Raw genomic sequence first — 21,401 nt, forward strand, 5'->3', positions numbered from 1 at the left:
CTCCAGCACGCCCTTCTTGATCCCCTGCAGCTCATCCCCGGCACCCGGCAGCATCAGCACGAGAAAGAAATCAACCATCTGTGCAACAGTCGTCTCGGATTGCCCGATACCCACAGTCTCAACAAGGATCACATCAAACCCAGCCGCCTCACACAAAAGCATGCTTTCACGGGTTTTGGCAGCAACACCACCAAGTGTACCGGCTGATGGAGAAGGACGGATGAAGGCATTACGATCTATAGCCAACTGCGCCATGCGGGTCTTGTCACCCAAAATGGAGCCGCCAGTCCGCGTTGAAGAGGGATCAACAGCCAGCACGGCCACTTTGTGTCCGGCTGCTGTGAGATTGGAGCCAAAGGTGTCAATGGTGGTGGACTTGCCAACGCCCGGAACGCCAGTGATGCCAATGCGGAAAGCATTTCCGGTGGAGCCCATCACCTTGGTCAGCAGCGCTTCGGCTTGCTCACGATGCGCTGGCTTCTTGGATTCAACAAGTGTTATGCCACGAGCAAGCGCAGCACGCTGCCCATTCAGCAGCCGCTCGGCAAGATCATCAATGTTGTCTCTGGAAGAAGCGAGGCGTGCATTCATTCAAATAAATCCGGTCAGAAGAATCTCTCCTGCCAACCTTGAACAGATGACGCCCCTTTGCAAGTCAGCGACTTGGAGAAGTTGTGGGGCAGAGCAGAACCCTGCGCCAGTTCTTCAGAAAGGATACGCAAAGAAAAACGCGTTAGCGGTAGGTGACAGCAGTACCGGTTGCGGTCACCATCAGCATAGAACCGTTGCTGCCAACAGTCTCATAATCGATGTCGATGCCAATCACAGCATTTGCGCCATAGCGAGCCGCTTCCTCAGTCATCTCATGCAGCGCAATCTGACGGGCTTTCTTCAACTCCCCCTCATAGGCGCCGGAACGACCACCGACGATATCGCGAATACCGGCAAACAGGTCCTTAAAGACGTTCGCACCCAGAATTGCTTCACCATGAACAATTCCCTTGTAGTCGGAAATCTCTTTGCCATCGAGAGTGTTAGTGGTCGTAGTAAGCATATGTCATCCTCAAATCCGTGCCATGGCCCTCAGCCAGACACACATCAATCCGTTCAATCAAAACCAACAAGCTATGATCGAAGTGCCCGAGCCCATAAAACGTATGGGCGCTTATCTCATGTAGGAAAGGATCTTACAAAATCCAGTGGTAGCCAAATTAGTCTGGGACGTGAACTCTCTTTTGCTTGCTTACCTCACGTCTCATCTCGGTCAATTCAGCGTGAAGCGCGTCAAGTTTTGCCTCCAGAACTTGTAAATCTTTGTTGCCCGCGTCTTCGCTCTCATTGATGAAGAGATTAGCAACGATTGTACCTGTCAAGGAGGCAAACATACCAACACCAACAGTCATCAAAAAAGCTGCGATCACACGACCTACGGGTGAAACAGGAAAGAAATCTCCATAGCCCACTGTTGTGATGGTAACGAATGCCCACCAGATGGCATCTCTCAGACTGAGAATATTTGCACCTTCCATGTTTTTCTCTACTTGGAGAATAGCAACTGCAGCAAGGATGACCATCAGGATGGAACTGATGAACACAAGAGTAAGAATGTTGTTTGTTCTCTTGTTAAAGATGTGCCGTACAATGGTATGGGAAGCACGGATTGCGCGAATTATTCTGAAGAGCCTGATAATGCGTCCGTATCGTAGAGGGTCTACCAATGGGATGCTCGAAATGAGGTCGATCCAGCCCCATTTCATAAAATAGCCTTTCCTTTCTGCCTTTATGAAACGGACAAGAAAATCAATGAAGAAGACACCGCAAATTACAGTATCTGCGTAAATCAGTAGAGTAATGGTATCCGCGTCAAGCTGCATTGCTTCCTGGATAAGCAGTGCAGCGATTACATATATTGACAGTACGACAATAAACAAATCAAAAAGATGAGGTGCCGTTTGCAAGGAACGCTGGTTCATTACAGAAAATACCTAAAGTTAAATTTCAACGCTATCCCATTGGAATTGAAAAAATCATTCCGACAGATCTGGTGCTAATATTTCCTACTCAACATCGAGGTTTATGCAATTAATAGTTGCTGGTGTCTACAATGCACCAGCTATCAAAGACTACCTGATCTTCCCAGCTTTCTGGAAACTGGCAAACTTTTCGCAATAGTCTGGATGCCAACGTGAAAGAGCTGGACGGTTTTCGATAATACCAGCAGCTGCCCAGGCGATCCGTAGCTTGTCGGTGTTGGAGTCTACAGCGTTATCAGGGCACAGAATGTAAAAGTCACCCTCAGCCATACGCTGGAAGAAGTAGTCAACCGTTTGCTCGCTGGTCCACGCATCCTTCGGCTTATCTGGATATTGGGCCATGTTTATACCCGTGTGAGTAAAGCCTGGTACAAAGAGATGTACTGAAATAGGCGCATTAGCCTCTCTGAGCTCATGGCAAAGCTGTTCACTTATGACTTTTATGCCTGCCTTGGTCGTGTTGTAGGCAGGATTGCCGGGAGGTGTCGTGATCCCTTGTTTCGAGCCTGTGTTGATCACAACAGACGGGCGGTTTGCGTCCACCATGCGCGGCAGGAAAGCATGAACGCCGTGGATTACACCAAACAGATTGACCGAGATGAGCTTCCGCCAGTTCTCCATCTCACCCCAGCTTGAAGATGGAATTTCAATCCCGGCGTTGTTCATAAGAACGGCCACATCACCAGCTTCAAAGGCTTTGTCGGCCAAGGCTTTCACCTGGCTCTCATCAGAGACATCTGTAGGAACGCCAAACACGCTCGCAGAACTGGAAGCAACAGCGCGAACATCTTTTACAGCTTCCTCAAGTCGGGAGCCGGGCAGATCTGCAAGAACTACACCTAACCCCTGTTGAGCAAACCGAAGGGCAGATGCTTTGCCGACACCACTTGCTGCACCAGTAACGACCGCTAAACCACCGAGTTCAAGAGCTTCTTTAAACATTGTTGTTCGCCTCATGACTGGAAGTTCTATTATGGAAGGAGACCTGCTCTTTCTACCTCACCTGTATGAGCTTTATTCATTAAGGGTTCATTGCACACAGATCGCACGCATCTGACAGCCGGTCTGTCACGACCATCTGGCGCAGCAGAAGATAACGAATTTTGGGGGAGGTGTTCGGGCAAAGCTGACTTGCCTATCCACCGATAGGGTTCAGCGATGTTGAAGAGCCTGAAGGCGAGAACAAAAGTCTCGCCTTCGGGCTTAGCTATAAATGGTCATCAACTGCGGGAGTGCCTATCGGCGCTCACTCTGCCGCTTGCTGAGGCTCGTAGCCCAGCTTGCCGTTGAGTTCGTGGATGAGCCCTTCGGCGGCCTCGGAGATTACAGTCCCCGGAGGGAAGATCGCTGAGGCACCAGACGCATAGAGTTCATCATAATCTTGCGGAGGCACAACGCCGCCCACAACAATCATGATGTCCTCGCGTCCCTCATCAGCCAGTGCTTTCTTCAAAGCAGGGACGAGGGTGAGGTGACCTGCGGCAAGGGAGGAAACGCCAACGATATGTACGTCGTTTTCAACCGCCTGACGGGCTGCTTCTTCAGGTGTGGCGAACAAGGGGCCGATATCTACATCAAAGCCAAGGTCAGCAAAGGCAGAGGCGATCACCTTCTGCCCACGGTCATGACCATCCTGTCCCATCTTGGCAACAAGAATACGCGGGCGGCGACCGTCATTTTCTTCAAACGCCTCAACCAGCTGCTCAATTTTGGAGATGCTCTCAGACATTTCACCAACCTCGCGCTTATAAACGCCAGCAATGGATTTGATTTCCGCTTTATGGCGACCAAACGCATTTTCCATTGCCAGAGACATTTCACCAACAGAAGCTTTCACACGAGCGGCTTTCACACAAAGATCCAGCAGATTGCCTTCGCCAGAGCGAGCTGCATCCTCAAGAGCCTTAAGCGCGGCCTGAGTATCCTCTTCGTTGCGCTCTTCACGCAAACGGTTCAGCTTCTCAATCTGCTTGGCGCGAACCTCTTCATTGTCCACTTTCAGAACTTCAAGTTCTTCTTCGCGGTCAGGGCGGAACTTGTTCACGCCCACAACAGTCTGATGACCGCTGTCGATACGGGCTTGCGTTTTTGCAGCAGCTTCCTCAATGCGAAGCTTCGGAATGCCTTTCTCAATGGCTTTCGCCATACCGCCAAGGCTTTCAATCTCTTCAATGTGCTTCAGTGCTTTAGAGGCCAGATCAGCGGTCAAGCGCTCAACATAGTAGGAGCCGCCCCATGGATCGATGGTCTTGGTGGTACCGCTTTCCTGCTGCAGGAACAGCTGAGTGTTACGGGCAATCCGAGCAGAAAAGTCCGTCGGCAGCGCCAAAGCTTCATCCAAAGCGTTGGTATGCAGAGACTGGGTATGTCCCTGTGTCGCCGCCATAGCTTCAACGGTGGTGCGGATGACGTTGTTGAACACATCCTGTGCCGTCAAAGACCAGCCAGAGGTCTGCGAGTGTGTCCGCAGCGACAGGCTTTTCGGGTTCTTCGGCTGGAAGTTCTCCTGCATCAGCTTCGCCCAGATCAGGCGTGCTGCACGCAGTTTGGCAACTTCCATGAAGAAGTTCATACCAATCGCCCAGAAGAAGGACAGGCGAGGGGCAAAAGCATCAATATCCATGCCTGCTGCCACACCAGCGCGGGCATATTCAATGCCATCCGCAATGGTAAAGGCCAGCTCCAGATCAGCCGTCGCACCCGCTTCCTGCATGTGATAACCGGAAATGGAGATCGAGTTGAACTTCGGCATATTTTCCGATGTATAGGCAAAAATATCGGAGATGATACGCATGGAAGGCACGGGCGGATAAATATAGGTATTCCGCACCATGAACTCTTTCAGTATGTCATTCTGAATGGTCCCGGAAAGCTTTTCAGAAGGCACGCCTTGCTCTTCGGCAGCCACCACATAAAGCGCCATAACGGGCAGAACCGCACCGTTCATGGTCATGGACACACTCATCTTGTCCAGTGGAATGCCGGAAAAGAGCGTGCGCATGTCATAGATGGAGTCAATGGCCACACCCGCCATGCCCACATCACCGGCAACGCGTGGGTGATCACTGTCATACCCGCGGTGGGTTGCCAGATCGAACGCGATGGAAAGGCCTTTTTGTCCAGCAGCCAGATTGCGACGATAGAAGGCGTTGGAATCTTCCGCAGTCGAGAACCCGGCATACTGGCGCACAGTCCATGGCTGCTGCACATACATGGTTGGGTATGGCCCGCGCATATACGGCGGCAAACCCGGCCAGGTGTTCAGATGCGTCAGACCATTAAGATCTTCTGGACCATAAGCAGGCTTAACAGCAATACCTTCTGGCGTGTTCCATGTGGCTTGCGCATCAGTGGAGGCCGACACGGCACAGTCTTTGTATTCAATCTGGGTGTAGTCAGGAAACAAGCTCATCAAATTGCCTCCACTTCATCAGCCAGCGAAACGCCAACCACTTCAAAACATGTCTTCAGTTCAGCAAGCATATCACAGCCTTGGTATATGGTTCCATCAAGGCCATTCTCAGTCAGCTCAGCAAGAAGATCCTTCGGACGCCCGGCCAGCGTAATGCGTTTAGCACCGGCAGCTTTCAGTTGTTTCAAAACGGCAACGGCTTGTTCCTCGTAAACCTTGTCAGAGGAGCACAAACACACAACCTTGGCATCGCTGATACGGAAACAGGAGATCATGTCATCAAGGCTGTCAAACTGCTTGCCACCCCCGCTGACAAACCCGCCAGTTGCATAAAAGTTGGTTGCAAATGTTGCACGAGCAGTATGCTGAGCAACCGGTCCAAGCGTTGCTAAAAAGACCTTTGGCGGATTGCCTTGCGTTTCCTGGAAAGCCTCGGCTTTGTCCCGGAGGTTTTCAAATGGTGCCGCCAGACGAGAAAGCTTCAGAGCCTGACAATCATTGTCACCCAGTTGCTTACGGCTGGCCTGAATGTCAACAAGACCGGCCCCCTCAGTCAATGCTTTGGCAACCGCCTCAAGCAACTGCCCATCTGTGCTTGGCTCTGGCAGATCCATGCGTGTTGCGATCTCACCAATCTGGTCAGCATCCGCTTTCAGTACGTCAACATCAAGCTCGCCAAGGTTCGGGAAGGCGCTTGTGCCGGTCAACGGATGACGACCTGTTGCGATCAACTTGTCCTCTTCACGTCTGGCTGTCGTAACATCAGAATGAATTACGCCAGATGCCAGTGCTGCAAGCACCCCGCCTTCTTTCTCTATCTTTTGGAAATACGACCAAGCTGCATTGGCGAGGTCTTCAGTGCGCTCTTCAACCAAACCGCTTCCGGCTGCAGGATCGCTCACCTGCGCTAGATTGCTTTCTTCAATTAAAATGAGCTGCGTGTTTCGCGCAATACGCCGCGCGAAGGCATTCGGCAAACCAAGAGCGCTTGTGAAGGGAAGAACGCTCACGCTGTCAGCACCGCCAATCCCGGCAGCAAACGCGGCAACTGTTGTGCGCAGCATATTCACCCAGGGATCGCGCTTGGTCATCATCCGCCAGCTGGTTTCCATATGAAGATGGAGCGGCAGGGATGGCAACTGAGCAGCATCCAGCAAACGAGACCAGATCTGGCGCATCGCGCGGGCTTTGATGATGGTGCCGAACTGGTCAGCACTTGCACTCAGGCAGGCCGAAACATGTTTTGGAAGGTCCTCAGCAGGCACACCGCCTTTTTCCAGCGTACGCATATAATAGAGCAGGCTGGAAAGGATGAGGCCAAGTTCCTGAACGCTGTTGGCACCCGCATCGTGATAGCAACGCCCGTCACCGCGCAAGAGACTGCCCTGAATACCGTTGTTGCGGGCGTATCCCGCAAGATCCTGAGCACGCAGTTCAAGCCGCTCAAAGGAGTTACGAACCCGCCCGGAGTTGACAAACACACTCAACGGATCGGAAACACCATGAACAGTCAGCTGGTTTGGCTCAATACCCAGACGCTTGCAGGCTTCAACGAGCAACGCGAGCGTTGCGCTGCCCTCATAACCACACTCAAGGCGGAAATCGATCAGGTCAGGTTTGACCCCCTCAAGGAGCCTCAGCATATCATCTATGCGCTGAACACTCAGTCCGCCACTCAGAACACGCGGGGAGGCAGGAAGAACCAGCTCGATGCTGTCAGCACCGCCCTCAAGGTCTTCGAGCATCTGGGCGTTGGCCTCGGAAACGATGGGATGATCACTTCTCTGAATGATTTTCCAAGGGTGAGAGCGCTCCCTCAATTGCAGTGGAGCACTGTCCGTGCGCCCTTGGTATAATGGCTTATTCTCAAGGCCGCCGGCAATTGGTGTGTTTAATGCATCCAGTGCCGCGCCTTTGAGGGCACGCAGAGCAGATGCTTCCCAGTCGCTGTGCGTCGCTTCTAGGAAATTGCTTGGAAAATCAATGTTTTGCATGTCCATCCCATGTCCTTCTGATAACTTTATACGAAGGAACCTTTGATGGTTTCAAGCTATGCGTTAGGACGAGATTGGAAAACAACTGCCTCAAACACTGCGTAAATTGCAGAACTACTGATGTGACAATGGTTGGACAGTTTTCGCATTAGCTTAATTTATCCTAAACTTGTCGCAATTGACCCTAGGGCATGTAACGCTGTTACTATTGCCGAGAGCTAAGCAGTAGTTTCGTACTCTTACTATAGATATTTCGGAGTTTCTGCGAAATAGCTCCTAGTTAAACTGTTGGGGTAATGCGTTTCTGGGGCAACAGTGGGGCCACTATTTACAAGTACTCTGAATACTTGGAGGTCAGTTGATCTACCTCCGAAAATGAGAATGACGGTATTGCCGAGATTGCTGTAATAACAAGTGGTCTAAGAGTAATGCAAAACACAAGAGATGGTTACATCTTGTAGAAGCGAGGCAACTCAAAGAATTGCCAGAAAACTACAAAATACAGCGATTAACAGGCGTGCAATATATTTTCTGAGCATGAGATAAGGCAACTGCCATAACTCCGCGATGATGCAGTCCTGCGCTGAATAACCATTCAAAATGAAGAGTTTTCGAATTTACCTGCGCAAACCATCGGTTTGCGAAAGTTAGTTGGCATGCCTTCGGTATGTCAGGTGGGCAAGTGCGTCTTCAATCCAGCAGCACCCGAGCGAGTGCCAGGCGGATAGAAACGGGAAGGCAGGGCAAATGAACGATACTTCAGATATCGAAGCAAAGGTAAAAGCGATTTCAGAAGCACGGGCAGCGAAACCGGTTCTGGATATTGTGGAGTCCTATTTAAGGCGACTGGGTGCGTCCCATATCCTGATCACAGGTCTACCTATGCCAAACAGGACAATTGACAGTTTGGTTCATAGGTTCAGATGGCCTGATGAAAGAAACGGCGGTGTTGAGCGGACAACGCTGAGTGCTGGTGACAGCGCGTTGATGTTGGGATTATCCGGCAATCGTCCGGTCGTCTGGTCAGTGTCCAGCACGGACACGGGCAACTCCGAGCTCTTTGCAGCAATTGGTGAAGGTGCGCGGGTCATGGTGATTCCGGTGGATGCTCTTCATCCGTTCCAGGCAATGGTGGTTGGTGCAGGGCATCAAATTGCCGCTGAACCTTATGATCTGGCATCACTGGAAATTGTGTGCTCAGCAGCGTTCCGGCGCTTGTTTGAGCTGGGTGTGATCTCTGATCAAAGACCAGGAGATCTGTCTGCACGTGAACGTCGTGTTCTGGAACTGACTGCGCTGGGCAAAACTGCCCATGAGATTGCAGAACTTCTGGAGATTTCACAAAGAACGGTTCATGCGCACCTGCAAAACGCAAGTGCCAAGCTCAATGCATCAAATAAGACCCACACTGTGGTTGAGGCATTGCGTTACGGGCAGATCAAAATCTGACCAAAACGTTCTCTCAGTACTGGTGAAAAGCAGGCTCATTTCAAATGCGTCTGCTTTTTGCGTGATTGAATTATATGCAAAGGCGCATACTTGTGAGGACTGATGAACCTCACAAGAGGCTTCTATGTAATTTCAGCAAGTCCTGGCACACGGGCGACAATTTCATCTGTCATTTCTGGACCGACTTTTTCGCGGGTATATTGAACGGTTTCTTTCGCGACCTGTTGAATTTCTTCAACTGAGAGGCCAAGGCTGGTCATCTCATTTAAGGCAGCCAATACGCCGACACTAGCATTCATTTTGCTGGCAAGGCCGCCCAGAAGCCCCTTGTTCTCAGTGGCTTCATCGATTGCAAGAAATCCCTCTGCAGCAGGGAAGGCCTCAAGCAATGCCTCGACTTCTTCTTTACTGCTGTTTTTGGCGATGAAGTTCAACATAATCCCAACAGCAGGTTGAGCCTTCTCAGGATCCAGTCCGGTTCTTTCGGTAATGCGATCAACAAGTACGTGCATTGTAATCTCCTGTCCCCTAATGAATCTAATATAGTGATCATTGGGTGCAATGTTAGAGACAACGAAACAGGCGCAGGGCAACTCTGTGTTACCATCACTAAAAAACAGGCCTAATCCCGTGTGTCTCCTTCAAATTCCGTATCGCATGGCCTCTTACGTGCCTTCGTTGTACAAAGTATCGCTCACGCACCTTAAAAGAGTTTAACCGACCCGCTTAAACAGTGCAGCGGAATTACAAGTGGTTACCAAGGCAAAGCCGTAGCTTTGACTTTGGAAATTATGTTAGAGCTTCTAACAGCCTCATATCTACGCAGTGACCTGCGTCCTATCCCATCTTACAGGTGATACACACGAGCCTGCACTACAAAGGAATGAACCATGTCGAATCTCGACAAAGTCCTTGATCGTATTGACCAAAATTTGGATCAAAGTCTCGATCGGTTGTTTGACCTCCTGCGCATCAAAAGCATTTCTACTGATCCTGAATATAAAAGGGATTGCCGCGAAGCTGCTGAATGGATGGCTAAAGAACTGACTGCAATTGGCATTCCTTCAGAGGTCAGAGACACCACTGGCCATCCAATGGTTGTTGGTCATCGTGTTGCTGATGGAAAGCCGGGCCCACACGTTCTGTTTTATGGTCACTATGATGTGCAGCCAGTCGATCCGATTGAGCTTTGGAACGCAGACCCGTTTGATCCGCAGATTGTTACCCGTGAAGACGGCTCTAAAATGATCGTCGCTCGTGGGGCAAATGATGACAAAGGCCAGTTGATGACCTTTGTTGAAGCTGTCCGCGCCTGGGTTGAAGAATCTGGTGATGTTCCGATCAACATCTCTGTTCTGCTCGAAGGTGAGGAAGAAAGCGGTTCTCCATCCCTTCAGCCATTCCTGGATGCAAACAAAGAAGAGTTGTCTAAGGATCTGGCACTCGTTTGTGATACCTCCATGTGGGACAAAGATACTCCTGCAATCTCCGTCATGCTGCGTGGTTTGGTTGGTGAAGAAATCACCCTGAAGGGCCCAAGCAAAGACCTTCACTCTGGTATGTATGGGGGCGCAGCACGCAACCCGCTTCATGTCCTTTCTGATATGGTTGCTGGCCTGCGCGATGAAAACGGACGCATCACGCTTCCTGGGTTCTACGATGGTGTTCTGGAACTGCCGGAAGATGTCAAAAAAATGTGGGACAATCTTGGCTTCTCTACTGAGGAGTTCCTCGGTGGTATCGGCCTGAAGGATCTTGGCGGGGAAAAAGACCGCTCTGGCTTGGAGCAGATCTGGGCACGCCCAACCTGTGAGGTAAACGGCTTGTGGGGCGGGTACACCGGCGCGGGCTTCAAAACGGTTATCCCTGCAGAAGCACACGCAAAAATCTCCTTCCGTCTGGTAGGCGATCAGGATCCTGAGAAAATCAGAGCTGCATTCCACTCTTACCTCAAGTCCAAAACTCCGGCGGATTTTGAGCTGGAATTGCACCCGCATGGCGGCGATCGTGCGCTGCGCATGGACTTTGATGCACCAGCTCTGACCAAAGGCCGCGCTGCGCTCACTGCTGAGTGGGACAAGCCAGCGGCTTTGGTTGGCTGCGGTGGTTCCATTCCGATTGTTGGCAGCTTCAAGCGAACGCTCGACATGGACAGCCTGCTGATCGGCTTCGGTCTGGATGAAGACCAGATCCACTCACCAAACGAAAAGTACGAGCTGAAGAGCTTCCACAAAGGCATCCGGTCCTGGGCGCGTGTTCTGGAAGAGCTGGCGAAGTAATAAGCCATTGAAAATTTCTGGCTCTGGACTGTCTAGTTCAGAGCCAGCATCTTTGAATTGAAGTTGTATTTTGGGCTCAGCCGACTGGAGAATTGAAATGGCATCTATCTGCGTGTTTTGCGGATCATCAATCGGGAAACGTCCGGAATATGAAGCAGCTGCCCGTGTTTTGGGCACCGAAATTGCAAAGCGTGGCAATCGTCTCGTTTATGGCGGTGCTGAAGTTGGATTGATGGGTGTCGTTGCAAATGCAGCGCTGGAAGCCGGTGGCGAAGTCGTTGGCGTTTTGCCAGAAGCACTTGCAGCAAAAGAACTGGCACACAGATCCCTGACGGATCTCCACATTGTCGGCTCTATGCACGAGCGTAAAGCGATGATGGCTGATCTGTCTGATGCGTTTGTGGCACTGCCAGGCGGCATAGGCACCATGGAAGAGCTCTTTGAGGTTTGGACATGGGGACAACTTGGCTACCACAACAAGCCATGCGGTCTATACAACGCAAACGGTTTTTACGGTCGCATGCTGGCATTTCTGGACTTCATGGAAGAAGAAGCGTTCATGAAGAAAACACACCGTGAGATGCTGTTAGTTGGTGACAATCCGACCCAGCTGCTGGATCAGATTGAAAACTATCAGGCCCCGATCGGCCATAAGTGGATCACGCGCGCTGAAACTTGATGGTTTGACACTCTGCAGGACTGAATATCGCTTGATTAAAGCATGATACGCAAATGAAAATGAGCGTAGCATGCTCTAGTCCTGCAGATACCGTGGAAGGCGAGAAGGTTCGTTTGTCAGGTAAAGCGCAGCCAGCAAAAAGACGAAGCCAACGGCCTGCCCAATACCTAAAGGTTCAGCAAAAAACCAATACCCTGTCAGGATCGCCAGTCCGAACTCAATGAAGCCGGTGGTATAGGCCGTTTTCCTGCCAGACTTGTCAGAACTTCCATAGGCAAGCAAAAGCTGCGGCAACAATCCTGCAATCAGTGCCAGTCCTAGAATTGGCAGGGTACTCGGCATGAAACCTTCCCCATGCCACACCTTGAGTTCGACAAGAGCAAAAGGAACTGCTGTCAAAACCGCCCCGGCAAAAATACAGGCGGCAATGGACAAAGAAGGTAGGTAACTCGGCGTTTTACGGCTAACCATCTGCAAACCGCCATAGCACAATGGCCCAATCAATCCGATTGCAACGGCAATAAAATCCACATCATGCAAAGGTGTTGAGGCAATGATAATCAGCAGTGCGCCAAACACCAGTCCTAGTGTGAGCTTGTCACTGCTTCTCAATTTTTCGCCGCCAAGAGCTCTCAAGATCACCAGAAGAGCAGGATAGGAGAAGAACAGACTAGCTGCCAGATAGATCGGTAGCATGCTCAGAGCATAAAAATAGCTCCACGCCCCAAGCCCCATAATCATTCCGAACAGCACATAATGTCGGCTGCTTGGGCCGGATTTAAGCGCTTGTGGCAGGTAAGGAGCAAGCAACACGGCTGGCAAAATGTAACGCAAGAGAACTGCAGCGCCGGGTGAAATGCCAGCAGCAAAGCCAATCTTTGCAAAATACGGGATGCTTCCGAAACAGACGGCACCCAAACCCAATGCAACCAGGCTCACAAGCGCGTGGCCTTTGCTTCCACTTTTAAATCCATGAAACATGAAGTCTAAGTAACGCCGATTGCTTCTACTCTGAAATTGGTTCTGGCCTCAAAGCCGCCACAAATATGAAACCTGCACGGGCTAAGAGCAAGTTTATTCGCTGAGCCAGCTGAGTTTGAGCTCAGATGGCCACAGAAAATAGGCCTGTAATGAGGTTTATGCCAATTCAGGGTCAGGTGCACTCAAGGTTCAACCCAACGCAGGAAGCCCACTCAGGTCTTTCAAAACAGCCGATGGCGCCAGGTCTGCATATTCATCTGGCATCTGAGAGCGATTGATCCAGACCGTCCGCATACCGTACTTTGTTGCACCTGCGATATCCCAACGGTTGCTGGACTGGAATGAAATCGCTTCCGGATACATACGGAAATGGGTGGTCACAAGATCATAAACATCTGGATGCGGCTTGTAGGTTTGCACCGGATCAACCGAGAAGACCTCGTCAAAGGAATCCGTGATACCAGCGTTTTTAAGAGCGCCATCCATCATTTTCATAGGAGCGTTTGACAGGATCGCAAGCTTGGAACCACGTTCACGCAGATCTTTCAGCAGCTGAGGGACTTCCGGATAGCAATCTAATTCCCAATAGGCGGCCAACAGCTCATCGCGTGCGCTTTTGTTTGCTTCTGGTACAAGCGCAAATGCAGTGTCCAGAGCCTGAACTGTCAGCTCCCAGAAATCTACATACTGCCCCATAAGAGAACGAACCCAGGAGTATTCCAGCTGCTTCTCACGCCAGATGGATGAGAGCTTTTTGCCTTCAGGACCCACAGCACCCATGTGTTTTCTGGCGGCAGCATGCACGTCAAAAAGAGTTCCATAGGCATCAAAAACATAAACTGAGTGGCTCATCTCTGCTCTCCGGCTTTGCACCAAGCGTCAAGATTGGCAAATTCCAATACCTCTAAGAAAGCGATGTCATGCGTGTTCGTCAAGGCATGGTAAATACGTGCCCCCTATGCTTTGGGCGCAAAAATTTAACAATTGTTCCATGAAAACAACATTTCACTCCAAAATTGCTCGTACACGCACAAAACACGGCCAGAATCTTTAGCCAGCTCTCACGAAGGTTGCGGCAATCTCAAAAGTCCTCAAAACACGATTGCGTTAAAACTGTGCAAAAGAACAAAGAAGAGGCGTCAAGCCTGAAAACTACACGCAAGTCACAAGCCGCAATCTAATTGCGTTTTCTCACTATTTATTCGCGCGCAGTGACATTTAGTTGCGCTTCAGAGCTAAAATAGCTGCGGGATATAACTTTGAGCACGTTTGTGTTGGGCGTGATGACCGCACCTTGGTGCTTTGTCTTCTTTGTCGAGAGTATGGTTGACCCCATTTGAATTCTCAGGTCGACTGACAATAGATAATTGGGCGGGGCCTTTCAGGCTCATAAGCCGACTTTTGAGGAGAGATTAATTATGGCCGAAATGTCGAAGACTCGGACATGGGTTGAAGGCAAATGGTACGAGGGCAATCCGCCACTGATCGGTCCGCGTACGCATTCTTTTTGGTTGGGTTCGAACGTATTTGATGGTGCCCGTGGATTTGAAGGCGTTATGCCTGACCTTGACTTGCATTGTGAACGTCTGAACCGGTCTGCCGTAAACCTTGGTATGAAACCAACCATGCGCTTTGAAGAGATGGTTGAACTCGCGACAGAAGGCATGACCAAGTTTGAAGCGGACGAAGCAGTTTACATCCGTCCGATGTACTGGGCTGAACACGATGGTCCTGGCATTATTGACGGTGATCCGGAATCTACTCGTTTCTGCATGTGCCTGTTTGAAGCTCCAATGCCGCCCAAAGGTGCTTCCAACAGCCTGACATTGTCTCCATTCCGCCGGCCAACAATGGAATCCATGCCAGTGAATGCGAAGGCTGGCTGCTTGTACCCAAACAATGCGCGGGCATCGCGTGAAGCAAAGTCCCGTGGCTTTGACAATGCAATCATGCTGGATGCTCTGGGCAATGTTGCAGAGCTGACCTCAGCCAACATCTTCATGGTCAAGGATGGTGAGGTGCTCACCCCTTACTGGAACGGCACCTTCCTGAATGGCATCACCCGCCAGCGCATTATCAAACTGCTCAGTAGCGCTGGCTATAACGTGCATGAAACAACGCTGACCTTTAAGGACTTCCTTGAGGCTGATGAGATCTTCTCAACCGGCAACTACGGCAAGGTGGTTCCAGTCCACAAACTAGAAGATCGCACAATGGATCATGGTCCTGTTGCTGCCAAAGCAAGAGAACTCTATTGGGAGTTTGCGCACGCTAAAGTGCCTGCATAACCCCATAGGGATTGTTTGTTTTAAAGGGAGGCTGCCGCCTCCCTTTTTTATGCCGGTGTGAAACGCTTGATCGTGAGCAAAGCAGCAAGAATGAGAGCACCTGCAGCCACAAGCGAGGCGAGCAAAAAGTCGCCGTTCAGTTCATAGAGATAACCGGCAAAGCTCGGGCCAAACATCTGGCCTAAACCAAAGGCAGCGGTCATCAGGCCGACAATCTGGCGAGGGTTAGAACTTGCAAGACGGCGCGCCTCAACAAGCCCAATCGATGTAATGCCAACAAACGTCCCACCCAACAGGATTGCAGCTGCTGAAAGCCCGGCGATAGTCGGTGTCAGAACACTCAAAGCGACACCAATGGCTTCCAGTGTGCAGGCGACTGCAATTGCACGGCCATACCCGATACGAACTGCCAGCTTCTCCCAAAAGAAGACGGAAGGGATGATCGCAAGTCCAACCAGCAGCCAGCCAAGGGATTTCATTGGCGCCAGCTCAGGCGTCGAACTAGCCAGTGCGCCAAGGAATGTGGCGGTGATGACGTAGCCAAAACCGAAGCAGCCGTAAGCAAAGATCAAGCGCCACGCGCTCAGGTTCAGTGGCTTGGTCGTGGTCTTCATTTGGGTGGAGTGAGAAGCTGCTTGAGGAGCAAGCTCTTTTCGTGGAGGAAGAAGAAACGGCACGCACAACGAAAGCAGAAGACTGAGCGCACCGCTTGCGATCCAAAGCTGTGATGAACTTTCTAAGCTTGTGCCGAGCCATTCAATCATAAGGGACGAACCTGCAATGCCGATACCAACTCCAGTGAAATGGATCGGAAAGAGATGAAGGCTACGGGTCTCAGCCAGCCGTTGCATGACTATATTTGCGACCAAAACAAATGCATAAGCGCTTGCCAGCCCAGCTAGAAAGCGAATGACAACAAACCAGTAGACGCCAAGACTAAACGCCATGAAAAAGGTGACTACAGTGCTCGTGATCAACGCGATCAAGAAGATACGATAGGGACCGCCGGGCAGGGGAGCGCGAGCTGCCAGCAGTGCTCCGAGCAGATAACCAAGATAATTGGAGGAGGCGACAAATCCTGCGTTGACTTCATTCAAAGTTCCGTCCTGCAACATGAACGGCAGAACCGGAGTATAGACAAATCTTCCGATACCCATGACTGCAGCCATAGCAAGGCAGCCACCCACCGCAGAAAGGACTGCAAACTGGTCTTTTTCGGTCGTAGTGGATGTTTTCATGAGTTTTTCGGAGGCATCTGACACAAATTGATTCCTTACAAGCCGCAGAATACAGCCAATAATGTGACCTCACAGCTCCTGCAATTTCCAACTTAGAAGTTCTACTTACAAAAAAACAAGAAAAATATTTGCAAATTATGCTCTTCACCCGTTGCTCATACGGAAAAACATCACTATTTTGCACCATGAGTTGCAGCGCTGCTCGGTTGTAAAACTGAAAAGTTCTGCGCCCAAAATTTCCTTTCCCATGGAGGTATACCATGTCTTTTGCTCTTGAAGACCTGCCATACGCATACGACGCTCTGGCCCCTTATATGTCTGCTGAAACTCTCGAGTTCCACCATGACAAGCACCATATGGCTTATGTAACCAACGGCAACAAGCTGCTCGAAGGTTCTGGTCTTGAAGGCAAAAGCCTTGAAGAGATCGTCAAGGAAAGCTACGGCACCAATGCAGGCCTGTTCAACAACGCTGGTCAGCACCTTAACCACCTGCACTTCTGGAAATGGATGAAGCCAAATGGCGGCGGTTCTTCTCTGCCGGGCGTTCTGGCTAAGAAGTTTGACGAAGACCTCGGTGGTTTCGACAAGTTCCGCGCTGACTTCATCAACGCTGGTGTAACCCAGTTCGGTTCCGGTTGGGCATGGCTGGCTATTAAAGGCGGCAAGCTCGTGGTGATGAAAACACCTAACGGTGAAAACCCAATCGTACACGGCGCAACCCCAATTCTTGGCTGCGACGTATGGGAACATTCCTACTACATCGACTACCGCAACGCGCGTCCTAAGTACCTGGAAGCGTTCGTTGATAACCTGATCAACTGGGAATACGTGGAAGAGCTGTACTCTGCAGCTGTTTAATCCCAAAGACAGATTATAATCAAGGCGGCCTCGTGCCGCCTTTTTTGTCTCGATGGCTTTAATTTTTTAAATTGTCACTATTGACAGTTAATTATTTGAAGCCTATCTCTACTCGTGTCCGATGAGTGAAAGCACATACCTATGCCGCGTCCTAGTGTTCAATCCGCCAGACTAAATGAAATTGTTGAAGCTGCTGCGAAATGCGTTGCTCAATATGGTTTGGAAGGCGTGACGCTGGAACGCATTGCTGAAGAAACCGGACTGAAACGACCGCTTATCAGGCACCATGCCGGTAATCGGGAAGAGATAATAAACGCTGTTGTAACCCATGTTCTGTCAGGCTTTGGTGAGTTGACGACAATGTTCGCAAACGCATTGCCAGCAAAACGTGGTTCCTACACTGCCGTTGATCATCTGTTTGATGATCACGGCCACTCTGATCCAGCTGAGATGATGGTGTTCCAATCCATTGTTGCAGCAGCAGACAGGTTTCCTGCTGAGGCAAAAGCTCTTCTAAAATGGGTTGGTGATTTTACAGCAGTTGTCGTTGAGGCAATTAAACGAGACTTTCCTGAAGTGGAGAGTGAAGCCGCCGAAACCGTTGCCCATGGCATCGTGGCACTCTACTTCAACGTTGATTCCTTGGCTCCCCTCAAGCCGCCACACGCGTGGAGGCGTTATGCAAAAAATGCAGCATTGCTGCTGCTGAGGTCCTTGGAAGATAATGCAGGTACTCAAAGAGCTCCTTAGAAAGATAATCAGCTACGGCAAGTGGCGAACCATTTTTGCTCTGATCCTGATTGCTGCCTCGCTTTACTACGGCTGGCAGTGGGTCTGGGGTGCGCTTTTCCTCCTCTGGACAGTTAGAGCGTGGCGGAGCCAATCCGTCTATGTTGTCGAAACTCTCACTCGTGGTGATAACCCGTTCCTGTTCTGGATCACGATCATCCTGTGGGCGACGCTTTCGCTCTATCTCATCCTCGCAGATCTAATAATGAAGATAGGAGGCGTTCCCCATGTCTACTCATAGCAACGGTATGCCCGTTCTCCCCAAAGAGGCCTACACCTCGCAAGAATGGTTTGATCGAGAGCAGGCCGAAATATTCTCCAAAACCTGGTCACTGGCAGGCTTTCAGGAGGACATCACTGAACCTGGCCAGTACATTTCCGTTCAGGCTGGTTTGAACAATATCTTTATCGTAGTGGGTCGTGATCATCGCTTGCGCGCGTTTCACAACATTTGCCGCCACAGAGGCACCCAGCTTTTGCGAGCTGAAGGCAAGACGCAAAAGGCGATCACATGCCCATACCATGATTGGACTTATGACCTTGAAGGCAACCTGATTTCTGTCCCGGAACAAGAAAAAGAGTTTCCCGGTATCGATTTGTCTTGCAATGGTTTGAAAAAGGCGTCTGTCGATATTTGGCGCGGAATGCTCTGGGTTCACCCAGATGAAAATGCTCCATCAATCATAAATTGGTTTGGAGAGGTAGAGCCATACCTTGCGCCATATGATCCAGCTGGATTGATCGAGACGGAAGAGGGCTACTCAAAGCACGAAATCAAGGCCAATTGGAAGATTATCGTCGAGAACTACATCGACGGGTATCATCTGTCACACCTGCATTCTCATACGCTCAACATGTATGACCACTCAAAGATTGAGTGCGAGTTCATCGGCCCGCACTTCGCCTTCTGGGAGCCTCTTGCAGATTTCTATGCAGTTGAAGTGGAAAAGGTCACACCAATGCCACTCATTCCGGGCATCCCGAAAGACAAGATGGGAGCCTGGGTGCCAATGTTGTTTCCGGGGATTGGATTGGGTGAATCTGAGAATTCATGGTCCACCTTCCATATAACGCCAATCGCCCCGGACAGATCCATGGTTGAGATACGGACCCGTGTGGCAAATGAATCCACTTGGGCCTTCACAAAAGCGGCCATGGCATCAGCCTCCTTCTGGGATAAACATTTGGGTGCCAAATACAACGAAGACCCCAAAGTAGATCCGATGTCGTCTGGTGACTTTATGCAGGAAGATATTTACGCCTGCGAACAGCAGCAGAAGTCCCTGCAGAGTCCTTTCTTTGAACACGGCCCGTCCTCCAAACACGGTGAAAAGCCCGTTCGCGATCATCAGCGTATCGTGGCTGAATGGGTGGAGCGCAAGTCGTGAGAAATATCGTTTATTCACTGAGGGTTTCAGAGGTTATCTCTGAAACAAAGTACGCGAAAACCATCCGATTTGACGTCCCTGCAGAGCTGAAGGAGGAGTTTTTCTGGAAGCCAGGACAACACATCACCATTGAGCTGGATGCAAATGGTGAGAAAGTGCGTCGTCCCTTCACGATTTCAGCGGCCCCCAGTCACGGCAACGCACTACAGATCACGGTCAAATCCAATCCAGATGGCATTGTCTCCAAGTTCCTCTGTACAAAGGTGAAGGCAGGTCAGCAGCTAAATGTGATGCCACCCTTCGGAGGTTTCACGCTTGAGCCTCTAAAAGACCAGCAAAGAACGCTCTACTTCTTTGCCGGTGGCAGCGGAATTACGCCGGCTGTCGCAATGATTGAAGCTGCATTGGAAAGAGAACCACGTTCAAAACTGTTCTTGCTCTATGCGAACCGGACAGCTGATGACATCATCTTTAAGGAACAACTGGAACAATTGGCAGATCGCTTCCCGTCTCAACTGGAAGTTAGACATATTCTGTCCAAACCATCCATGTGGTCCATGTTCTCACCATGGAAATCTGGCCGGATAACCAAAGATGTGGCCTTGGAGCATTTGTCTGAATGCCGCCCGGTTGCTCAGGATACGCAATACTTTATTTGCGGTCCCGGTACCATGAACGCAGATGTGCGCGAGGCTCTTCGAAACTGCGATGTTCCGACAGATCGTATCCATGCGGAGAGTTTTGGCGGGAACCTTGATGCGCCAAAAGACGTGGCCAGCGTGCCAGCTCTGCTGAAGCTCGACTACTACGGCGAGGCCATTGAGCTGGAAGCTGCAAAAGGGCAGTCGATTATGAATGCTGTCCGGGCAGCGGGCTTGGAACCACCTTATTCCTGCCAGTCAGGAATCTGCGGAGCATGCCGGGCGCAGATCAAGAGCGGTGCGGTGAACATGAAGGCCAGAATGGCTTTGGAAGACTCTGAAGTCGCCAAAGGGGCAATTCTGACCTGCCAATCCTATGCAAAAACCGCAGAACTATCGATCAGCTTTAAGTAGTTCAAGATCCGAACAGTTTGGCGAAGAAGCCTTTTTCATATCCAAGCTGGCAACGGGATGTGATGATCTGGTCTAAGACCCCGTTCATCAGATAGAGAAATGCTTCGCACTCGCTCTGAGTTGTGAAGCAAGCCTCGGTTGAGACGTTATAGGGCTGATTATCGCTCAAGACGCGCCCGCCAACATTTGCTTGCCAGATATTGGACGCGCCATGTTCAGCAGTCGCAATGGAACAATCATACTGAGTGCCTTTCACACGCGGCATGATTGGCCCTGTACGAGGTATCAGTTGCCGTTCCAGATAATTGGTGCTTGGTGGTTGACTGCAGCTGACTAGAAACAGAGACGCCGCTGCAAAGCAGGCGAGTGGGGCAATTGTCTTCATTTAATCAACGCTTTCGGGCCTTATCGGCCTCTTCTGTCAAAAGTGTATTTTAAAACCAGCCAAAAAGTCCTTTGTAATACCCGTGCTGGCAACTGGCACTACGGGTAAGCTCTAAGTACCCACGCATGAAGTTCAGATAAGCCTGACACTTCTTCATTGTCCGAAAACAGGCAACGCTGGAGATATTGCGGCTGGGATCGCTGAAATACCCAGTTACAAACGCCTGATAAACATTCTCCGCCCCATCCTCTTTCACCCTGATCCGACAATCATACTGCGACCCATAAATCCGCGGCGCCGACCGCAAGTCATTCGGGATCAGATGATTGAACGGATAAAGCTTATTGTTGACCTGAGCGACTGTAGACGCAGGAAGCATAAGGATAAGAAGCAAGATAACCAGAATGGCACGCACAGGATGTTCCAGACTTTTTTGTTGTTTATGTCTTTAACATTGAGCGCCAAGAGGAGTTAAAGCTCCTCATTCGACCAAATAATCTTAGTCCTATGTTGGTTCCAGTATTCTTAACGGAGTTTTTGAACTGAGAATAAGGTTAAGGCAAACTTGCAG

At 50.4% G+C, this 21,401-nt stretch carries 21 protein-coding genes; 9 read left to right on the plus strand and 12 right to left on the minus strand.

From position 1 onward, the window contains the following. The 6 genes from meaB to PsAD13_RS12205 all read right to left on the minus strand — a co-directional run. Positions 1–591, minus strand: a 591-nt coding sequence (meaB, locus tag PsAD13_RS12180) for a methylmalonyl Co-A mutase-associated GTPase MeaB (RefSeq protein WP_084404710.1), incomplete at its 3' end; no start/stop codon positions are given. 142 nt (positions 592–733) lie between these two features. After that, positions 734–1,054, minus strand: a complete 321-nt coding sequence (locus tag PsAD13_RS12185) for a heavy metal-binding domain-containing protein (protein ID WP_057465850.1) — start codon at positions 1,052–1,054, stop codon at positions 734–736. A 157-nt stretch (positions 1,055–1,211) separates the two neighbouring features. Then, positions 1,212–1,973, minus strand: a complete 762-nt coding sequence (locus PsAD13_RS12190) for a potassium channel family protein (RefSeq protein WP_084404711.1) — start codon at positions 1,971–1,973, stop codon at positions 1,212–1,214. A 150-nt stretch (positions 1,974–2,123) separates the two neighbouring features. Then, complete coding sequence (locus PsAD13_RS12195; protein WP_063318341.1) at positions 2,124–2,975, minus strand: SDR family NAD(P)-dependent oxidoreductase; 852 nt, start codon at positions 2,973–2,975, stop codon at positions 2,124–2,126. A gap of 304 nt (positions 2,976–3,279) precedes the next feature. Next, positions 3,280–5,445: a methylmalonyl-CoA mutase gene (gene scpA / locus PsAD13_RS12200; protein ID WP_063318342.1), complete on the minus strand. Its 2,166-nt coding sequence runs from the start codon at positions 5,443–5,445 to the stop codon at positions 3,280–3,282. Beyond that, entirely contained in the window at positions 5,445–7,439 is a 1,995-nt protein-coding gene (locus PsAD13_RS12205) for a methylmalonyl-CoA mutase family protein (RefSeq protein ID WP_208986582.1), read from the minus strand. The genes scpA and PsAD13_RS12205 overlap by 1 nt, the downstream gene beginning before the upstream one ends. Before the next feature lie 747 nt (positions 7,440–8,186). Here PsAD13_RS12205 and PsAD13_RS28340 point away from each other — a divergent pair. Then, complete coding sequence (locus tag PsAD13_RS28340; protein ID WP_057465853.1) at positions 8,187–8,888, plus strand: LuxR C-terminal-related transcriptional regulator; 702 nt, start codon at positions 8,187–8,189, stop codon at positions 8,886–8,888. Between the two features lie 122 nt (positions 8,889–9,010). On the opposite strand, the gene PsAD13_RS12215 is transcribed toward PsAD13_RS28340, so the two are convergent. Continuing rightward, a complete protein-coding gene (locus PsAD13_RS12215; protein ID WP_082597153.1) occupies positions 9,011–9,400 on the minus strand; it encodes a DUF2780 domain-containing protein in 390 nt (129 codons plus the stop codon). A gap of 378 nt (positions 9,401–9,778) precedes the next feature. On the opposite strand from PsAD13_RS12215, the gene PsAD13_RS12220 reads away from it, so the two are divergent. Together PsAD13_RS12220 and PsAD13_RS12225 are read left to right on the plus strand one after the other, a co-directional pair. Next, the gene (locus PsAD13_RS12220) at positions 9,779–11,167 is read left to right on the plus strand and encodes a dipeptidase (RefSeq protein ID WP_063293258.1); all 1,389 of its coding nucleotides are present in this window, start codon (positions 9,779–9,781) and stop codon (positions 11,165–11,167) included. A 97-nt stretch (positions 11,168–11,264) separates the two neighbouring features. Then, on the plus strand, positions 11,265–11,846 hold the full coding sequence (locus tag PsAD13_RS12225) for a TIGR00730 family Rossman fold protein (protein ID WP_063288149.1): 582 nt from the start codon (positions 11,265–11,267) through the stop codon (positions 11,844–11,846). A gap of 75 nt (positions 11,847–11,921) precedes the next feature. On the opposite strand, the gene PsAD13_RS12230 is transcribed toward PsAD13_RS12225, so the two are convergent. Both PsAD13_RS12230 and PsAD13_RS12235 read right to left on the minus strand, forming a co-directional pair. After that, entirely contained in the window at positions 11,922–12,785 is an 864-nt protein-coding gene (locus PsAD13_RS12230; RefSeq protein WP_208986592.1) for a DMT family transporter, read from the minus strand. Positions 12,786–13,016: 231 nt separating this feature from the next. Then, complete coding sequence (locus PsAD13_RS12235) at positions 13,017–13,679, minus strand: haloacid dehalogenase type II (RefSeq protein ID WP_057465857.1); 663 nt, start codon at positions 13,677–13,679, stop codon at positions 13,017–13,019. Positions 13,680–14,245: 566 nt separating this feature from the next. On the opposite strand from PsAD13_RS12235, the gene PsAD13_RS12240 reads away from it, so the two are divergent. Then, positions 14,246–15,115: a branched-chain amino acid aminotransferase gene (locus PsAD13_RS12240; protein ID WP_057465858.1), complete on the plus strand. Its 870-nt coding sequence runs from the start codon at positions 14,246–14,248 to the stop codon at positions 15,113–15,115. A 47-nt stretch (positions 15,116–15,162) separates the two neighbouring features. Here the strand turns inward: PsAD13_RS12240 and PsAD13_RS12245 are convergent, their stop codons facing one another. Continuing rightward, positions 15,163–16,353, minus strand: coding sequence for a YbfB/YjiJ family MFS transporter (locus PsAD13_RS12245; RefSeq protein WP_208986594.1), 1,191 nt, complete (start codon positions 16,351–16,353; stop codon positions 15,163–15,165). Between the two features lie 260 nt (positions 16,354–16,613). On the opposite strand from PsAD13_RS12245, the gene PsAD13_RS12250 reads away from it, so the two are divergent. From PsAD13_RS12250 to PsAD13_RS12270, 5 genes are all read left to right on the plus strand, one after another. Next, a complete protein-coding gene (locus PsAD13_RS12250) occupies positions 16,614–17,213 on the plus strand; it encodes a superoxide dismutase (RefSeq protein WP_063296261.1) in 600 nt (199 codons plus the stop codon). Between the two features lie 141 nt (positions 17,214–17,354). After that, a complete protein-coding gene (locus PsAD13_RS12255) occupies positions 17,355–17,963 on the plus strand; it encodes a TetR/AcrR family transcriptional regulator (RefSeq protein ID WP_057465861.1) in 609 nt (202 codons plus the stop codon). Next, on the plus strand, positions 17,938–18,243 hold the full coding sequence (locus PsAD13_RS12260) for a hypothetical protein (RefSeq protein WP_063318346.1): 306 nt from the start codon (positions 17,938–17,940) through the stop codon (positions 18,241–18,243). Before PsAD13_RS12255 ends, PsAD13_RS12260 begins: the two co-directional genes overlap by 26 nt. Continuing rightward, a complete protein-coding gene (locus PsAD13_RS12265) occupies positions 18,230–19,390 on the plus strand; it encodes an aromatic ring-hydroxylating dioxygenase subunit alpha (protein ID WP_084404712.1) in 1,161 nt (386 codons plus the stop codon). The genes PsAD13_RS12260 and PsAD13_RS12265 overlap by 14 nt, the downstream gene beginning before the upstream one ends. Next, positions 19,387–20,445, plus strand: a complete 1,059-nt coding sequence (locus PsAD13_RS12270; RefSeq protein WP_063318444.1) for a ferredoxin--NADP reductase — start codon at positions 19,387–19,389, stop codon at positions 20,443–20,445. Before PsAD13_RS12265 ends, PsAD13_RS12270 begins: the two co-directional genes overlap by 4 nt. Before the next feature lies 1 nt (position 20,446). On the opposite strand, the gene PsAD13_RS12275 is transcribed toward PsAD13_RS12270, so the two are convergent. Together PsAD13_RS12275 and PsAD13_RS28100 are read right to left on the minus strand one after the other, a co-directional pair. Next, positions 20,447–20,830 (minus strand): hypothetical protein, encoded by a 384-nt coding sequence (locus PsAD13_RS12275; RefSeq protein ID WP_057465863.1) that lies wholly within the window; start codon positions 20,828–20,830, stop codon positions 20,447–20,449. Positions 20,831–20,879: 49 nt separating this feature from the next. Continuing rightward, positions 20,880–21,245, minus strand: coding sequence for a hypothetical protein (locus tag PsAD13_RS28100; protein WP_208980729.1), 366 nt, complete (start codon positions 21,243–21,245; stop codon positions 20,880–20,882). Between the last annotated feature and the right edge of the window lie 156 nt (positions 21,246–21,401).

This window comes from Pseudovibrio sp. Ad13 (assembly GCF_001623225.1).
Taxonomy (GTDB): Bacteria; Pseudomonadota; Alphaproteobacteria; order Rhizobiales; family Stappiaceae; genus Pseudovibrio.

What these genes read in the sequence shown, in the direction of transcription:
- PsAD13_RS12205 (WP_208986582.1), bottom strand. Translation starts at nt 7,439, where the DNA reads ATGCAAAACATTGATTTTCCAAGCAATTTCCTAGAAGCGACGCACAGC.
- PsAD13_RS12185 (WP_057465850.1), bottom strand. Translation starts at nt 1,054, where the DNA reads ATGCTTACTACGACCACTAACACTCTCGATGGCAAAGAGATTTCCGAC.
- scpA (WP_063318342.1), bottom strand. Translation starts at nt 5,445, where the DNA reads ATGAGCTTGTTTCCTGACTACACCCAGATTGAATACAAAGACTGTGCC.
- PsAD13_RS12245 (WP_208986594.1), bottom strand. Translation starts at nt 16,353, where the DNA reads ATGAAAACATCCACTACGACCGAAAAAGACCAGTTTGCAGTCCTTTCT.
- PsAD13_RS12225 (WP_063288149.1), top strand. Translation starts at nt 11,265, where the DNA reads ATGGCATCTATCTGCGTGTTTTGCGGATCATCAATCGGGAAACGTCCG.
- PsAD13_RS12255 (WP_057465861.1), top strand. Translation starts at nt 17,355, where the DNA reads ATGCCGCGTCCTAGTGTTCAATCCGCCAGACTAAATGAAATTGTTGAA.
- PsAD13_RS12275 (WP_057465863.1), bottom strand. Translation starts at nt 20,830, where the DNA reads ATGAAGACAATTGCCCCACTCGCCTGCTTTGCAGCGGCGTCTCTGTTT.
- PsAD13_RS12235 (WP_057465857.1), bottom strand. Translation starts at nt 13,679, where the DNA reads ATGAGCCACTCAGTTTATGTTTTTGATGCCTATGGAACTCTTTTTGAC.
- PsAD13_RS12265 (WP_084404712.1), top strand. Translation starts at nt 18,230, where the DNA reads ATGTCTACTCATAGCAACGGTATGCCCGTTCTCCCCAAAGAGGCCTAC.
- PsAD13_RS28340 (WP_057465853.1), top strand. Translation starts at nt 8,187, where the DNA reads ATGAACGATACTTCAGATATCGAAGCAAAGGTAAAAGCGATTTCAGAA.
- PsAD13_RS12195 (WP_063318341.1), bottom strand. Translation starts at nt 2,975, where the DNA reads ATGTTTAAAGAAGCTCTTGAACTCGGTGGTTTAGCGGTCGTTACTGGT.
- PsAD13_RS12190 (WP_084404711.1), bottom strand. Translation starts at nt 1,973, where the DNA reads ATGAACCAGCGTTCCTTGCAAACGGCACCTCATCTTTTTGATTTGTTT.
- PsAD13_RS12250 (WP_063296261.1), top strand. Translation starts at nt 16,614, where the DNA reads ATGTCTTTTGCTCTTGAAGACCTGCCATACGCATACGACGCTCTGGCC.
- PsAD13_RS12260 (WP_063318346.1), top strand. Translation starts at nt 17,938, where the DNA reads ATGCAGGTACTCAAAGAGCTCCTTAGAAAGATAATCAGCTACGGCAAG.
- PsAD13_RS12220 (WP_063293258.1), top strand. Translation starts at nt 9,779, where the DNA reads ATGTCGAATCTCGACAAAGTCCTTGATCGTATTGACCAAAATTTGGAT.
- PsAD13_RS12215 (WP_082597153.1), bottom strand. Translation starts at nt 9,400, where the DNA reads ATGCACGTACTTGTTGATCGCATTACCGAAAGAACCGGACTGGATCCT.
- PsAD13_RS12240 (WP_057465858.1), top strand. Translation starts at nt 14,246, where the DNA reads ATGGCCGAAATGTCGAAGACTCGGACATGGGTTGAAGGCAAATGGTAC.